The following is a 16555-nucleotide window of genomic DNA, read 5'->3' as shown; positions in this document are numbered from 1 at the left end:
GCGACTAGTTTTTTTAAAATTTTTTTATTAAAAAGTTTGACTATATCATCAAAAATAATAGACCCAGATACCAAAAAATAGTATTTACAGTTAAGTAATCCCAGATTTTACGCAGAGTTTGACTTAAAGAGAGATTTTTATTTTTAACAGCATCAGATATTGCTATAACTATAACTAAGAAGAAAAAAACGAAGAAACCATAAGGCAAAAACTCAGGTCTTTTTTGGTGCATGGTAATTAAGTGACATGCATATATAAAAAAGAAAGGCAATAAATCATATCCCCTAAATTGAGCTTTAGGAAACATTTTATTGACAATATAAGCTAAAGCAAGACCTATAACTGGTATCAATATAATTAAAAACATTGGCTACATCCTCTATCATTTAATATCTATTTTATCTTACTCCGCGATTGAAAAAAACTATTAAGTAGCATAAAATATTGTTCAAGTAGGAGGTCAATCAATGACGCGAAGACATAAGAAAAAGAGATCTAAATTTCAAAAATTAACAATTGCTATGGCTTGGCTAATGGCATTAATTACTCTAGCGGCAGTTGTAATGCAGGCTGTTGGTGCATTATCAAGCTTTGGCTTTTTCGAATAAAAAACGTGAGACTTGTATCTCACGTTTTTTATTGCCGGTAATTTTCCAAATTAACCATAAAAGGATAGTTAAGAGCCAGATTCCACCATAATTTATAGGTGGCACAAATAAATATAAATACCCAGCACAGAGTTGGCAAAATACTTTGCACCAGCTTAAAAATACCAATACTTAACAAACCTGTCATATTCAAAATCAGCCACGTGAAGCCTTGAGTTAGAACAGAGGCAATTAAAACTGCCAGAACTCTGGCCCAAAATACCTCAGGCAAAAATCGTGCAGATTTTTGCAATAGCCATGAAACTATTGGCAAGATAATTGCGTAAATACCTATAATGCCAAAAAAATAAATGTCACTGACTATACCTGCACCTAAAGCCAACCAAATTTCTTTATTATTAGTGTCATCAAATAGCGCGATTAGCATCATACTAACAGGTACTAATAAGTTAGAAGCTTTGCCAAATGAGAAAAACTGATGCAGGTAAAAGGACAAGCTGCCACTAATAGCTAAAGCAACATATAATGCTAAGACAAGAGTAAATTTTCGCAGTGTCTTCATTAGTCGTTCACTTTCCTTGTGATAACAGTGACAACTGAAGGATCGTTTAATTCGCCAGCTGGATTTATTTTGATTAAATCAGATAAGCCAAATGAGTCATGTGTTGTAGCAGAAATAGTTCCTACTAATAATCCTTTAGGAGAATTACCACCCATTCCACTAGTGTAAATTTTCGTACCACGCTTAAGTTTTTTACTATCCATTGCTTGAGTAAAGGCTAAAGTTTTGTTACCTATCACTGTAATTATGCCATGAACCTTTTTTCCATTTGTGGCTTGAGCTTGAACTGCAAAACGGTTTGCCGACTTGTCACTAGTGGTAATTAATTCCACCTTGGCAGAAGCAGCATTAACCTCTATTATACGACCAATAACTCCACCGCCCGACATCACGGCCATGTTTTTACGTAAGCCAGAAGTAGTTCCCTTGTTAATAACCAAAAGGTCTGTCCAGCTGTCTGGTGAACGCGAAATTACCGAGGCTTGAACCATATTATAGTCAGTTAAAGTTTCTTTTAACTTTAAAGCGGACTTAAGTTGTTTATTTTCAGCTTCAAGACTTGAGTTACGAGCCTTTGTTTGTTCCAAATCGGTTATTTGGCTCTTAAGATAGTTATTTTCATCTTGAGTATTCAGCAAATCATGCACATTATTTAAACTGCCAGACACAAAACTAAGAGGAAAATCAATAATCCTTGACCCTACAGCGACTATATCATTACCAAAGCTTTGAATAATTAATGGAGTGTTGCGCTTATTACGCAAGCTAACACTACCACCTAAAACTATAAATACTACAATAACTGCAAGACATGCTGACAACAGTTTTTTATTCTGTAAAAATTTCTTCATTTGGAAACAGTCCCTAAAGAAAAATCGGCAATAATAGCCGACTTTTTGTATTATCTGCGACTTCTACGCATTACTTCAATATTTTTCAGAGACTCACCTGTACCAACTGCAACACAATCTAATGGGTCTTGTGCTATAAATACTGGAACTTTAGTAGCTTCTGAAATAACATCTGGCAAATTCTTAAGTAAAGCACCGCCACCAGTTAGCACAATACCATGATCAATTACATCCGCTGCAATTTCAGGAGAGGTTTGTTCTAGAGTTTCTTTAATAGCAACAATAATATCTTGAACAACATCTTGAATTGCTTTTGAAACATCAACTGCTTTAACATCAACTGATTTTGGCAATCCGGTAACTAAATCACGTCCACGAATATTGACAGATTCAATTCCTTCTGCCTTTTCAACTGAAGCGGAGCCAATTTGGATTTTTATGTCTTCAGCGGTTCTTTCACCGATCAAAAGATTAAAATTTGAATGTACATAATTTACAATTGCAGTATTAAACTTATCACCAGCTTGACGAATTGATGTAGATGAAACAATTCCACCAAGAGAAATCGTTGCTACATCAGTAGTCCCACCACCAATATCCACGACCATTGAACCAGTAGGATCCATTACTGGCAATCCAGCTCCAATGGCGGCTGCAAACGGTTCTTCTATTACAAAGGCTTCACGTGCACCAGCTACACGAGCGGCATCAATAACTGCCCGTTTTTCAACTTCAGTTACTCCCGAAGGTACACAAATCATAGCTGAAGGTTTGGAGTTGCCTACAGTCTTTTCTATAAAATACTTAAGCATAGAGGCAGTTGTATCATAATCAGCAATTACACCATCTTTCATTGGCCTGATAGCCACTATGCTTTCCGGTGTCCTTCCGATCATTTCTCTTGCTTCTGACCCTACCGCAATTACTTTTCCAGTATGGGTATTTTTAGCCACAACAGAAGGCTCCCTTAAAACAATTCCTTTGCCTTCCATATAAACAAGAGTATTGGCCGTCCCTAAATCGATGCCAATATTTTTTGCTCCTAATCCAAACACGTAAATCTCTCCTTAATTATTGCAGTCTCTAAATCTTGAATAATTATAGCATAAAGTGCAACTTAAAAAAGAAAATGAAATGTAACTTTAAGATGAATTTAAAATAATTGCCTTTCACGCAAACTCACATATTGTCCCTTCCCCACAATAAAATGATCAAGAAAGTCAATATGAAATAATTCAGAAGCTGCAAAAAGCATTTTTGTTAGCTCTATATCGCTTTTTGATGGAATTAAATTGCCACTTGGATGATTATGAACCACAAAAAAGCCGGCGCAGGCATAAATTACTGCCCAACGGAAAATTTCCCGTGGGTGAGCAATTGACTTATCTAAAGTTCCTTGAAATAATCTTTTTTCAGCAACAATATGATTACTGTTATCAATATAAACTGCCCAAAGCTCTTCTTGTTTACGACCAGCCAACTTATCCAATAAATAGGTACCTACTTCATCACTCGATGTCATAATAAGTTCACGATCTGGAACCGCCGACCTCAGTCTTTCAAGCAGTCCCTCACAAAGAACAGCTAAATTTTTATCGCATTGACTGCCAGAAATATATTTGAGCAAATCATCGAAATTCATGATTTTTAGCTCTGTCAGTTTTATAAAAAGTTCATCGAACTTCTCTATTCCACGTTCTTTCAACTCAGCAAAAAGGCTGTTTAACATTTCCCAGTCAGTTTTCAATAAATAGTGATTAGATTTTATCAATTCCATAAAACCATTCCTTTCACTATTAAATACGTTGAAAATTAACAAACCTTTTTCAGAAATTCATAAAAATCTTTACAGACAAATGCAGCATTTTGATAGTCGTTTTTACTTGCCGGAATTAAATCAGGCACCATTACGCACTTTAAACCTGCATTAACGGCCGCAAGCAATCCGGGAGAAGAATCTTCAAAGGCTAGAATTTTATTTTGAGGAACATGTAATTTTTGAGCAGCCAAAAGATAAATATCCGGAGCAGGCTTTGGCTGAACATTATTTTTTCTAACATCATCATAATTTAAATGAAACTGAAAATAATTGCGGCTACCTGTTGCCCACAAATTATGCTCTACCACATCTTCGGTGTTACTGGTAACCACTGCCATAGGTAAACCAGCTTTTTGAAAAAGATCAAGAGCTTCTTGGACTCCAGGGCGCAATTTTAGTTTACCTTCCTCGGTCCACTGCCACACCAACTCATCCGTACGCTTAATAAATTGGTCCCGCTGCTTCTTATTTTTAAAGTATTTAGAATAAAAATCGTCCATATCAGTGGTTGTTGAGCCAACTAATTTAAGATAGATATCATCCGGAGTGCCTAAATTTGCTTCTTTAGCAGCCTGTATATTAGCTTTCCAATACAAATTTTCAGAATTGACCAGCAATCCGTCCATATCGAATAATATTCCCTTAATTTCATCATCAAGACCTTGAACTCGCATTTTTTGTCTCCATTTGTAAAATATTTCCGACTAAATAAAACGATCCCGTCACTAGCAGTATATCATTTGTTTGACTCTTCTGCTCTAAACTCCTAAAAGATGTTTCCCAGTCAGCTTGGTATTGGTATTTTTCTTGAATCCAAGTCGGGAAATCTTTTTCCTTGGCTGCACGAGGATAATCAATTGTTGTAATGTATACTTCATCTTCTGGCTTAAACAATTTAAATACTTGCTCAATATCCTTATCTTTCATCATCATAATCAAAACTTTAACTTTGCCCTGTTTTTTCTTCTGTTCAAAATGAGCAAAATTAAGCAGGTTTTGCATGGCTTGAATATTATGTGCGCCATCAAGAATAACTAATGGGTTATTTTGCACTATTTGATAACGACCAGGAATTTTGGTTTGATTTATTGCCTCTTTAATTTCAGCTGCAGAAAGTTTCACTCCCAAAAGGCTAACAGCAGAAATAGCGATACCTACATCATAACCTTCTACTAAAGGTCTGGGTAAAAAGGAAATTTTCTTATTTTGATCTTGATAAGTTAAATTTTCTTGCAAGGAAATTTTAAAATCTTTTCCTAATAGTTTTATTGTCGCATGTTCTTTTTGTGCTTTTTGCTGAATTATGGGCAACACCTCTTTAGAAATATTACCCAAAACTACAGGACGATTCCTTTTAATTATTCCACTTTTTTCACGCGCAATATCCTGAAGTGTGGGTCCGATAATTTGTTCATGATCTAAACCAATCGTGGTAATTATGCTGACTTCAGGTGTAATCACGTTTGTCTTGTCATGTTCACCGCCTATACCGACTTCTATGACAGCATAATCACATTTTTTTCTTGCAAAATAGAAAAAGGCCATTACCACTTCATACTCAAAAGTTACTAAAGAAAAATTGTTGCTTGTTTTACGAATTTTTGTCAAAGCTGATTCTATGGCATTAGCTGTCTTTACTAAATCTGCGTCACTAATATTTTGCCCATTTAATTGAATACGTTCGTTAAATTCGAACACATATGGCGAAACAAAAAGGCCAGTCTTCTGACCGGCCTTTTGCAGCAAGCTGCTCAAATAGTATGAAGTAGATCCTTTACCATTAGTGCCCGTGACATGAATTGTTTTAACTTTATCTTGCGGATTATCCAAAAAGGTCAGCACTTTTTTTATGTAAGATAGATCTGCCTTTTCATGTAATTTAGGAAGTGAATATAAATAATTAATTACATCTTGAGCTTTAGTAAAAGTCACATTATTCACTCTTCTTTAATTCTTGAATTCTTTCCTGAACGCTTTGCAGTTGATTTTCATAATCAGCTTTTTTAGCTTTTTCCTTATTAATTACTGCTTCTGGTGCGTGAGCTACAAAGCCTTGATTATTCAGTTTTTTGCTTGAGCGTTCAACTTCAGCTTGGAGATCTTTCTCCTCTTTTGTCATGCGCTTGATTTCGTCATCAATATTAACTAAATCGGCTAGTGGGACAAAAATTTGAGCTCCTGCAATCACAGCAGTTTTAGCTAATTTTGGAGCAGTTATATTGGCAGCAATAGTCAGGTTCTTCGGGTGCAAGAAATTCTTGACGTAATCTTCGTTTTCAGTCAAAATCCGTTCATTATTGCTGTCTTCTAATTGAATCATAATATCAATCGGTGAAGAAAGTGGTGCATTAACTTCCATTCGAATATTACGTACAGCTTTAATAATTTCGATCAAGAAAGCCATATCGCGTCGCGCTCTGTCATTAACAAATTCATCATGAGGTGTAGGATACTTCGCAACCATGATTGATTTGCCTTCATGAGGCATTGACAGCCACAGCTTTTCAGTCACAAATGGCATAATTGGATGAAGCAAACGTAAAATTTGGTCAAGAATCCAAATTAAATTCTCTTGTTTTCTAGTCTTCAGTTCTTCATCTGAACCATTGAGAGCAACTTTGGCCATTTCGATATACCAGTCGCAGAAATCATTCCAGATAAAGTTATAAAGTTCGCGCCCAGCTTCACCAAATTGATAATCATCAAATAAACGAATTACTTCACTTACAGTGTGATTTAAGCGGTCAAAAATCCAGCTGTCTGACAGATCAAACTTGCTGGTATCAGGCATATGAGCTGCTTTTGCATCTTCTGGTAAATTCATAATCACAAATCGAGCAGCATTCCAAATCTTATTAATGAAGTTCCATGCAGATGCCAATTGTTTAGGATTATAGCGAGTGTCTTGTCCTGGCGCTGTCCCATTTAACAAGAACCAGCGCAAAGCATCTGCACCATATTGATCAATAACATCCATTGGATCGACACCGTTACCTAGAGACTTACTCATCTTGCGACCTTGTTCATCACGAATCAAGCCGTGAAGAACAACATCATTAAATGGTCTCTTGTGGGTAAAATGCAGACTCTGGAAAATCATCCGTGAAACCCAGAAAAAGATAATATCATAACCGGTAACTAAAGCATTGGTTGGGAAATAGCGTTTAAAATCAGCAGAATCTTCATCAGGCCAGCCCAATGTTGAAAATGGCCATAAAGCACTTGAAAACCAGGTGTCTAGAACATCTGGGTCCTGTTTCCAGTTTTCAATGTCTTTTGGTGCTTCCTCTCCAACATACATCTCACCAGTCTTTTTGTTATACCAAGCTGGAATTCTATGTCCCCACCATAATTGACGTGAAATTACCCAGTCATGAACATCTTCCATCCAATGATTTAAAGTTTGTTCAAACCTCTTTGGTACAAAATTGACTTTACCCGCAGTTTTTTGATTCTCTAAAACTTTATCTGCCAAAGGTTTCATCTTAACAAACCATTGAGTTGACAGACGTGGTTCAACTTGAACTCCAGAACGTTCCGAGTGTCCAACTGAGTGTACAATTGGCTTAACTTTAATTAAGTAGCCTTGCTCCTTTAAATCTTTAACCAATGTTTCACGGCATTCAAAACGGTCCATACCTTCATACTTACCGGCATTTTCGTTCATAGTACCGTCGTCATTCATTACATTAATCCGTTTTAAGTTATGACGATTGCCCACTAAGAAGTCATTAGGATCATGAGCGGGAGTAATTTTTACCAAACCAGTACCAAATTCTGGATCAACGTGTTGATCCTCAATAATTGGAATATGACGTCCTACTATTGGCAAAATCAGTTCCTTGCCCACTATATCTTTGTAGCGTTCATCTCCAGGTGCCACAGCAACGGCAGTATCACCGAACATTGTCTCAGGACGAGTAGTAGCAATCTCAACAAAACCGGAACCATCAGCAAACGGATACTTAATATGGTAAAAAGCACCTTTATCGTCTTGGTGAATAACTTCAATGTCACTTAAAGCTGTTTGCAGTTCCGGATCCCAATTAATAATATATTCACCACGGTAAATTAGACCCTCATTATACAGTTGCACAAAAACGCGACGAACTGCCTTGGATAAGCCTTTATCCAAAGTGAATCTCTCTCTGGAATAGTCGAGAGACAGGCCTAATTTTGCCCACTGACTCTTGATAATAGCAGCGTATTCATCTTTCCAGTCCCAAACTTGCTTAACAAAAGCTTCACGACCCATTTCATGTCGGTCTTTGCCTTGTTTGCGTAATTTGGCTTCAACTTTAGCCTGAGTTGCAATTCCTGCATGATCCATCCCTGGAAGATACAAAGTATCATAACCCTGCATCCTTTTGAGTCGAATTAATGTATCTTGAATTGCAGTATCCCAGGCATGCCCTAAGTGCAGTTTGCCAGTAACATTTGGTGGCGGAATAACAATAGAATATGGGTGTGCTTTTTTATCCCCGGATGGCTTGAACAAGTCTTGATCAAGCCACTTTTGGTATCTGCCTTGTTCGACCTCTTTGGGGTCATATTTTGGTGCTAAATCTGTCATAATTCTCCTCCCAATAAAAAAGTCCTAGACAAAATGTCTAGGACGATGTAATTAACCGCGGTACCACCTAAGGTTAAGCAGAATAAATTCTGCTTCTCTTAAAAATGATAACGGCAGATTTTGCCGGATTAGCTTACTTTCAGTTCAGCCAACCAGTCCAATCGAGCTACCAATCAACCTTCATTCGGCTTTTCACCATCAACGAGCCTTTCTCTATCTATAAGGTTAATACCTCTCAATTATTGCTTTGGGCGTATTATAACATACTTTTTAAAGTAGTGAAGCATCTTCTTCTGCTTTATCTGCTAAAAACTTATCATTAGGATAAATTGAAGTTACTTGAATGCCGGCCAGAGCACGTTCAATTAGATCAGCCACATCAAGGCGATTTTCAAATTCACGTGCTTTCTCAATTTTTGGTTTTGTTTTTGGACGAGGAGGTGCAAAAATGGTGCAGCAATCTTCAAATGGTTGAATAGATAAATCAAAAGTGCCAATTTTTTCTGCTAAATTGATAATTTCGGTTTTATCCATTGTAGCAACAGGTCTTATAACCGGTGTAGTGGTGACATCGTTAATTGCTGCCATTGACTCTAGAGTTTGTGAAGCTACTTGTCCTACAGACTCACCATTAAAAATAGCTAAGCCTCTTCTTTTGGCTCTGATTTTATCGGCTAGCTGCAACATAAATCTTCTTTGCACAGTCATCAAATAGCCTTCGGGAATTTTTTCCTTAATGATTTCCTGAATTTCTGCAAACGGTACTGCAATAAAATTGATTTTACCAGCATAATTAGCCAAAATACCGGTTAATTCTTTGGCTTTATTCAAAGCTTTCTCGGTAGTATATGGCGGACTGTAAAAATGCACCATGTCAATATCAACACCACGTTTTAGGGCAAGATAGGAAGCCACTGGCGAATCAATGCCTCCAGATAGCATCATGACAGCTCGACCACCAGTACCAACTGGCATCCCCCCAGCGCCATGAAGCAGCTGGTTAGAAATGTAAACTGCATCTTTACGAACTTCAATTCTGAGCACAATGTCAGGATGTTTCATTTCTACCTTTAAATCATCCATGTGTGAAAAAAGGTAGTCACCAACCATTTTATTCAATTCATTAGTATCATATAAAAACTGATGGTCACTGCGCTTAGTGTTAACCTTGAAAGTCATTCCTTTTTTAAAAGTTTCTTTCATTAAAGCAAGTGCAGTTTTTTCAATTTCCGCCAGCGTTTTTTCTACTTTAATTGTTGGTGAATAAGTTTGTATGCCAAAAACTTTTTTTAAACGTTGGTCAACCTCTTCAAAAGGAGCATCGTTTAAAACAATATGCATCCGATCATGGCGTGGGTGAATTTCAACCTGTGGAAATTCACGCAGCACTTTAGTAACGTTACCGGCTAAGCGACCGATAAAATCTTTTCGGTTCTTTCCTTTTGTTGAAAGCTCACCGTAACGCACCATTATTTCAGTATATTTCATAAAATCTATTCTCCTAAATGATTAATTGGGGCAAAGTGACGGTAAATTTTGTCAAAAACTCTTATAAACTCATCAGCTTCAGCAAGAGTATTGGATTCATCAAAACTTAAACGAATCGCACTGGTGGCAATTTTATCGTCAACATGCATTGCTACTAACGTGCTGGCTTGGTCAACCTTAGTAGAGGAGCATGCGGAAGTAGTGGAAGTATAAATGTCATATTCTTCAAGCGTATGAACTAAAGTTTCTCCCCTAATGCCTTCAAGTGCAAAACATAAAATATGAGGCGCAAAATTTTCATTGACAGGGGAAAATATAGTTATACCAGGCTTGTCCTGCAAATAATTTACTATTTTTTCCTTAATAGCAGCCTCTCTCGCGGCTTTTTCCTGCTCATTTTCTAAAAGTAAGCGTACAGCCTTAGCCATTCCTGCTATCGCCGGCAAATTTTCCGTGCCAGATCTAAGACTTTTTTCCTGTCCCCCGCCATCATGTAGAGGATCCAGCATCTTGCCTTCTTTTTTATAAAGGACACCAGTACCTCTTGGTGCGTGAAATTTATGGGCGGAAAGGCTAAATAAATCAACACGAGGAGTAAAAACTCGTGACCAAATATTTTTACCCAATGCCTGAACATTATCAACGTGAAAGCTCACAGTGGGATAGTTAGACAATAAATCACTGATCTCATCAATTGGCTGGATTGAACCAATCTCATTATTGACACCCATTATTGAAACTAATGTGGTGTCAGAATCAAGAGCATTGCGCAAATCATTGACATTGACACGCCCTTCTTTATCAACTGGCAAGTGAGTTACGCGAAAGCCGATGTATTCCAGCGCATTAAAAGCATTAGCCACAGAAGCGTGTTCAACGCTCGATGTAATGAGATGCTTGCCAAATTGCCGTTTTTGGAATGCTGTGCCCTTTATAGCCCAATTGTTTGATTCTGTACCACCGGAAGTAAAGAAAATTTCATCCTGCTTTGTACCCAAAAGATTAGAAATCTGTTTACGCGAGCTTTCCAAAAGTTGGTAAGCACGGTCTCCCAGTTTATGTAAACTAGATGGATTACCCCAAATAGTTTGTGCTACTTTATCGTAAGTTGCTAAAACAGCAGGATCAATTTTGGTCGTGGCGCTGTTATCAAAGTAAATCACGGAATTTCTCCTCCAATACACTACAAGGTCAGCTATTAACTTATAAATTGTAACTTAAAATAAACTCAGCTTCAATTATTTATTCATTAGCAATAAAAAAGCCTTAAAATCATTTACAAATTTTAAAGCTGAGATTTTTATTTGACAAAAGTTTATAAAATTTAGTCATTATTTTTCTTATCAGAATAATATAAATTTTCTAAACGCTGGTACGAACCCGGTTCCACTTTTTCAATAGCAGTTGCTATGGTATCAAGCGCATCCTTATAATTATAGTCTTGCTCATAAAGGTCCATGGCCTTTTTCTGCGCATTTTGAATTGAACCATTGTCAGAATATTTATTTGAATACTGCAAGGTTAATTGCACCAAATCAGCAGAATTAATAATGTCATCTGCTTCTCGTTTTAGTCTTTCAACGTCATCTGAAATTTGAATTAATTCTTGCGAGATTTTTTCCATGTTCAGACGAACTTGGCTCAATTCTTTTGCTACATGGCCAATTTCATTAACAACTAATGTATACATTTGAACAAAAGCATCCGGATTACCCGGCAAATTTTTACGTTCTAACCGCCGGTAAACTAGAGACACCTCTTGTTTAAAACGATTAATTGAATCATTAGCAACATTTTCTGAATCGTAAAGACCATCGACGTCTTGCGACATTGTCTTTTGCTGATTGCTAATTTCACGTAGACGGTCAAGCATGTTTAACCAGGATGACTTGATTTGTGAGTATACTCCCTTACCATCAGCAACATTTTGCGTGTCAACTGTATATTGCCTTTCCATGTCATTGACTTCCTGCTCTAGTTGCCTGCTGGTAGCAAGCTCATTATGCGTTAGTTCATAACTTTCATCGATATGACGCAATTTGGCCACCAAGTTTTTGGACTCAACCTGTTCATGAGCAAGAAGTCTCTGGATTTTGTCCTGATTTTCTTCTACAAAAGGTCTTGCTTTATATTCATTAGCCAAAGTATCGTATAGAGCAGCAATCTCTTTTTTGATTTTTGCGATTTCTGTGTTCAAATCGGATACTTTTAATTCCGTCAATAATTTGCCTGCATCAGCCACTTGACCGCGAATTTTTTTAATTTCGGCTAAAACATCAACTTGAGTTATATAATATTTTGAAGACATCATCTTTTTATAACTATTAGAAAGTTCATCCAGTTGGTCTTTAAAAACAGTATCAATTTGGTGACGCGCATTTCTAACCTCAGGTAAAACTGAACTGATATTCGTCAAAGCTACTTTAATCCTTGACAAAATACGTTTTGCTTCAACCTGGTCTCCTTGAGCAGTCAGACTTTTAGCTTCAGAAAAGTCACTTTCCATATTAGTCAAATTAGTTTCAATTTTATCAAGTGCACTGCCGTATTCGTACGAATTGGCCAAAACGCTTTTACGCAATTCTTTAAACTGATTGAATAAGTCATTATACTGCTTTTGATTTTCACGGTTTGATTCGAGTAATTCGGTAAAAACTTCCTTTGTGTTTTTAGCGTCTTTGTAGGTTGAGCCCATGATTTTTTGAGCCTGTTTGATATTTTTGTGGGCCGTAAATAGTTGATAGTGTGAGTTTTGGTCAGCAGCTTGTTCAAGAAAATTCTGTACAGCAGGAATTTTTTTAGTTGCTGCCTGCTCATAGCTTTTACGCCACGTAGTTAGTGTGGTCAGACTCTCACCCGCTAAATCCATTTTATCCAGATTAATAATATCTGTTTCTAAATGCATTTTATCAATTTTAGTAATCAAATCGTCCAATTCAAGAATCTGCCTTAATTGGCGTCGATTGACTATGATCATAAGTGCTATAATTATAATAATGATTAAAATTGCAATGATTACAACTATGGATTGAGTCGGTGACATATTTTTCCTCCAAAACTACTCCAATTATACCAAACTTCTACATTATTGTGGGCAAGAGTTTTTCGAACTGGTATTTTTCATTATGTTATAAAAATTGATATGTAAGATTGATAAATGCTACATTACTTTTAAATAAAATATTGACTCTTATATTTGCTGATAAACAAAATTTTCTTTTTCTTCCTATATTAATTAAAGCAAGCAATGTTTTCCTTGCTTTAATAAGTTAATACAACTATAATATAGAACGTGTAAAATATTTGCAGCTATAAGTGGCAAGAACGTCAACATCTTAATACGTTTTAGTGAACGAGTAACCGACGCTGCAATAGGCGAAAATGAAAATTAAGATGCACGAATGTTAAACTTATACGTAATTATTTTACTCCAAAAACTGTTATCAGATTTTATTGGAGGATTTTATGTCAAGATATACAGGTCCAAGTTGGAAACGTTCCAGAAGATTAGGAATCTCACTTTCAGGTACTGGCAAAGAGCTTAGCCGTCGTAACTATGCTCCTGGTCAACATGGTCCCAATTCACGTGGTCGTTTATCAGAATACGGCGAGCAATTGCACGAAAAGCAAAAGTTGCGTTGGATGTATGGTTTAAACGAGCGTCAATTTAGAACTTTGTTCGAACGTGCTGGTAAGATCCGTGAAGGTGAACACGGTACTAACTTTATGGCTTTGCTTGAATGCCGTTTAGACAGCATTGTTTACCGTTTAGGTTTTGCTACTACAAGAGAACAAGCAAGACAATTGGTTAACCACGGTCACATTACTGTTGATGGCAAGCGTGTTGATATTCCTTCATACGAAGTCAAGGTTGGTCAAACCATTGGCCTCAAGGAAAAGTCAAAGAACTTGCAACAAGTTAAGGATGCACTGGAAGCAGTTGTATCCCGTCCATCCTTTGTTTCATTTGATGAGAACAAAGTAGAAGGTTCACTTGTTCGTCTTCCAGAACGTGATGAAATGGAACCAGAAATTAACGAAGCTCTAGTTGTTGAATACTACAACAAGTTACTTTAATTTCTACATTTTCACAAAACCCCTTTCCTACTTGGAGAGGGGTTTTTGCTACCCGAAAGGAAATCTCATAGATGACTGAAGATTTAAATACCAGAGTTTCAAATGCTGCCCAAGGCATTACGCCACAGACAAAACCAGATGAACGCAGAAGATTTTTAGGGTCTCTTCGCGAACGGGTTTTAGTGAGAATGACCAATGCTGAAGTGCAGGATCCCAAGTTAACCAACCTTTTTTTACGCCATTTCAAGGATTACGCGGGTTACAATATCCTGATAAACGGTAATTTACATGATAATTTTGTTAACCAAGTAGAAACTTATTGTAGCAAATACGAAACTTCTTTTACCATTGTTAATAACGAGACAGCAAAAACTGGGCCTGATGATTCCGCAATCTTAGTGGTAGCTTCCAGTGCCATTAACAAAATGCGCATTGAAATAAGTCAAGTTTATCCGCCTGAAATACCTAAAGCTCAACTTACTGATACAAATCAAAAAAAAGCTGGCTTTTGGCACCGGCTTCTTCACGGAGACAATTAAATGAAGCCATTAGCTTATAGAATGAGACCGCAAAATTTGAATGAAGTTGTTGGCCAACAACATTTAATTGGTCCCGGAAAAATTATTCGGAGAATGGTCGAAGCCAAAATGCTATCCTCGATGATTCTCTATGGTCCCCCTGGCATCGGCAAAACTAGTATTGCCAGTGCCATTGCTGGTGCCACTAAATATGCCTTTCGCCAGCTTAATGCTGCTACTGATAGTAAAAAGCAATTAGAGCAAGTAGCGGCTGAGGGAAAATTAAGTGGAACTGTCATACTCTTACTAGATGAAATTCATCGGTTAGATAAAACAAAGCAGGATTTTCTCTTGCCACTTTTAGAATCAGGACAAATTATTTTGATTGGAGCGACAACCGAAAATCCCTATATTGCCATCTCCCCCGCTATTCGTTCTCGCTGTCAAATTTTTGAACTACAGCCACTGGCAAAAGCAGACGTCAACAAGGCGATTGATCGTGCGCTTAAAGATGATAAGAATGGTTTGGGGAAATACCATGTAAAATTAACTAATGATGTCAGAGAATTATTAGTGCAAAAAGGCAACGGTGACTTACGCGCCACATTAAATGGACTTGAACTAGCAGTGCGCTCAACCAAGCAGGAAATGATTGCTGCTGGTAAAAATGATGAAAATGAAATAACTATTAATCAAGATGAAATGGCTAACTCTATTCAGTTACGTAGTCAAAACTTTGACGCAAAAGGTGATGGTCACTATGATTTAGTATCTGCTTTTCAAAAATCAATTCGTGGTTCTGATACTGATGCTGCTTTACATTATTTGGCCAGATTAATTGAATCAGGGGATTTGGTCGCAATCTGCCGTCGTCTAAGTGTGATTGCTTATGAAGATATCGGTCTGGCAAATCCCGCTGCTGTGCAGCATGCACAAATTGCCATCCAAGCTGCTAAAAATTTGGGCTTTCCAGAAGCACGCATTCCCTTAGCTAACGCAGTAATTGAGCTTGCTTTGTCGCCTAAGAGCAATAGCGCTATTAGTGCCATTGATTCGGCCCTGCAAGATGTAAAAAACAAGGATTACGGCGCAATACCAGCGGACTTAAAAGATGCTCATTATTCTGGTGCTACAAAACTAGGCCATGGCAAAGGTTACATTTACCCACACTCTTTTGCAAATGATTGGGTGCCACAACAGTATTTACCAGATAATCTGGTTGGAAAACAATATTTTCAACCCAAAGGTAATTCTAAAATTGAAAAAGGGTTAAAAAAACAATACGAAACTTTGCATGAAATGCAGCAAGATGGTTTAAAATAATAAAATTTTTCTATAAAAATGCCACAATTGTTATCTCAAACAATTGTGGCATTCTTTTTTAGTTAGGAAAATTTACTATCCTTTAACATTTACTTTTTTAACAAATTTGCTTGTTGTCATAGTGTAGTACTTCTTGCCCTTTATCTTTACTGGATTACCGTATGTCTTAATTGATTTACGTTTCTTCAGTACTTTCTTACCTAGGCGATTACCATATTTACTGTATACATAAGCATTATGCTTCAATTTCAGTTTCTTGGCATCGATATTTCCTGCAGCTATATACAAGCCATCTTCAAGAACATAATATAACTTCTTGTTGATAACTTTTTGCGATACTACGTCAACATTTGAACCAGCATTTATTACCAAGCCATTGGCACGAACACCGTTTTCATCATAAAGATAAGCATTGTGCATTACCTTCTTATTAATAATGATATGAGATTGGTCTCCTGCCTCAACAGCAGCAGTTTGGTTAACTGTTACTTTTTCGATTGTTACATCTTGACTTGCAATATTAGCTGCTTTTACATAACGATTCTTGGCAATGATAAAGTACTTCTTACCGCGAATCTTAACGCTACTGCCGTAAGTGGTAATAACTTCGCCTGACTTTAGTTTGCCTGCTTTCTTTACCCGTTGACCATATTGGTTGTAAACATAAGCATTGTGCTTCAGTTTTTGAGCTGTACTCTTAACATTGCCAATTGCAACATAGTACTTCTTATTATTA

Annotated in this window: 16 protein-coding genes; 4 read left to right on the top strand and 12 right to left on the bottom strand. The window is 36.9% G+C overall.

Going from position 1 to position 16555, the window contains the following annotated elements:
• Positions 1-40 precede the first annotated feature (40 nt).
• On the bottom strand, positions 41-367 hold the full coding sequence (locus ERK18_RS08645) for a DUF3397 domain-containing protein (RefSeq protein ID WP_045927988.1): 327 nt from the start codon (positions 365-367) through the stop codon (positions 41-43).
• Positions 368-467: 100 nt separating this feature from the next.
• Here ERK18_RS08645 and ERK18_RS08640 point away from each other — a divergent pair, with 100 nt between their 5' ends.
• On the top strand, positions 468-608 hold the full coding sequence (locus ERK18_RS08640; RefSeq protein ID WP_109586210.1) for a DUF4044 domain-containing protein: 141 nt from the start codon (positions 468-470) through the stop codon (positions 606-608).
• Between the two features lie 28 nt (positions 609-636).
• Here the strand turns inward: ERK18_RS08640 and mreD are convergent, their stop codons facing one another.
• The 10 genes from mreD to ezrA form a co-directional block, all read right to left on the bottom strand.
• Positions 637-1170 (bottom strand): rod shape-determining protein MreD, encoded by a 534-nt coding sequence (gene mreD, locus ERK18_RS08635; protein WP_187155122.1) that lies wholly within the window; start codon positions 1168-1170, stop codon positions 637-639.
• Complete coding sequence (gene mreC, locus ERK18_RS08630) at positions 1170-2021, bottom strand: rod shape-determining protein MreC (protein WP_187155121.1); 852 nt, start codon at positions 2019-2021, stop codon at positions 1170-1172. The genes mreD and mreC overlap by 1 nt, the downstream gene beginning before the upstream one ends.
• Before the next feature lie 50 nt (positions 2022-2071).
• The gene (locus ERK18_RS08625; protein WP_034979431.1) at positions 2072-3076 is read right to left on the bottom strand and encodes a rod shape-determining protein; all 1005 of its coding nucleotides are present in this window, start codon (positions 3074-3076) and stop codon (positions 2072-2074) included.
• 98 nt (positions 3077-3174) lie between these two features.
• A complete protein-coding gene (locus tag ERK18_RS08620; protein WP_045927985.1) occupies positions 3175-3798 on the bottom strand; it encodes a JAB domain-containing protein in 624 nt (207 codons plus the stop codon).
• Positions 3799-3833: 35 nt separating this feature from the next.
• Positions 3834-4514 (bottom strand): HAD family hydrolase, encoded by a 681-nt coding sequence (locus ERK18_RS08615; RefSeq protein ID WP_187155120.1) that lies wholly within the window; start codon positions 4512-4514, stop codon positions 3834-3836.
• On the bottom strand, positions 4495-5772 hold the full coding sequence (locus tag ERK18_RS08610; RefSeq protein WP_187155119.1) for a bifunctional folylpolyglutamate synthase/dihydrofolate synthase: 1278 nt from the start codon (positions 5770-5772) through the stop codon (positions 4495-4497). Before ERK18_RS08610 ends, ERK18_RS08615 begins: the two co-directional genes overlap by 20 nt.
• 1 nt (position 5773) lies before the next feature.
• Complete coding sequence (locus ERK18_RS08605; RefSeq protein ID WP_187155118.1) at positions 5774-8413, bottom strand: valine--tRNA ligase; 2640 nt, start codon at positions 8411-8413, stop codon at positions 5774-5776.
• A 270-nt stretch (positions 8414-8683) separates the two neighbouring features.
• Positions 8684-9901 carry a tRNA uracil 4-sulfurtransferase ThiI gene (gene thiI / locus ERK18_RS08600; RefSeq protein WP_187155117.1) on the bottom strand — a complete coding sequence of 406 codons (1218 nt, stop codon included), beginning with the start codon at positions 9899-9901 and terminating at the stop codon, positions 8684-8686.
• 5 nt (positions 9902-9906) lie between these two features.
• Entirely contained in the window at positions 9907-11064 is a 1158-nt protein-coding gene (locus ERK18_RS08595) for a cysteine desulfurase family protein (RefSeq protein WP_187155116.1), read from the bottom strand.
• Positions 11065-11225: 161 nt separating this feature from the next.
• A complete protein-coding gene (ezrA, locus tag ERK18_RS08590) occupies positions 11226-12944 on the bottom strand; it encodes a septation ring formation regulator EzrA (RefSeq protein ID WP_187155115.1) in 1719 nt (572 codons plus the stop codon).
• Positions 12945-13366: 422 nt separating this feature from the next.
• Between ezrA and rpsD the strand changes: the two genes are divergently transcribed.
• From rpsD to ERK18_RS08575, 3 genes are all read left to right on the top strand, one after another.
• Positions 13367-13978 (top strand): 30S ribosomal protein S4, encoded by a 612-nt coding sequence (rpsD, locus tag ERK18_RS08585; RefSeq protein WP_187155114.1) that lies wholly within the window; start codon positions 13367-13369, stop codon positions 13976-13978.
• Between the two features lie 71 nt (positions 13979-14049).
• Entirely contained in the window at positions 14050-14517 is a 468-nt protein-coding gene (locus tag ERK18_RS08580; protein WP_187155113.1) for a YueI family protein, read from the top strand.
• Complete coding sequence (locus ERK18_RS08575; RefSeq protein WP_187155112.1) at positions 14518-15819, top strand: replication-associated recombination protein A; 1302 nt, start codon at positions 14518-14520, stop codon at positions 15817-15819.
• Between the two features lie 75 nt (positions 15820-15894).
• Here ERK18_RS08575 and ERK18_RS08570 read toward each other — a convergent pair.
• The coding region (locus tag ERK18_RS08570; protein ID WP_187155111.1) for an SLAP domain-containing protein at positions 15895-16555 on the bottom strand (661 nt) is incomplete at its 5' end.

Source organism: Lactobacillus kimbladii (genome assembly GCF_014323605.1).
Lineage (GTDB): Bacteria > Bacillota > Bacilli > Lactobacillales > Lactobacillaceae > Lactobacillus > Lactobacillus kimbladii_B.
The sequence above is the reverse complement of the archived record's forward strand: the minus strand, read 5'-3'. Positions and strand labels throughout refer to the sequence as shown.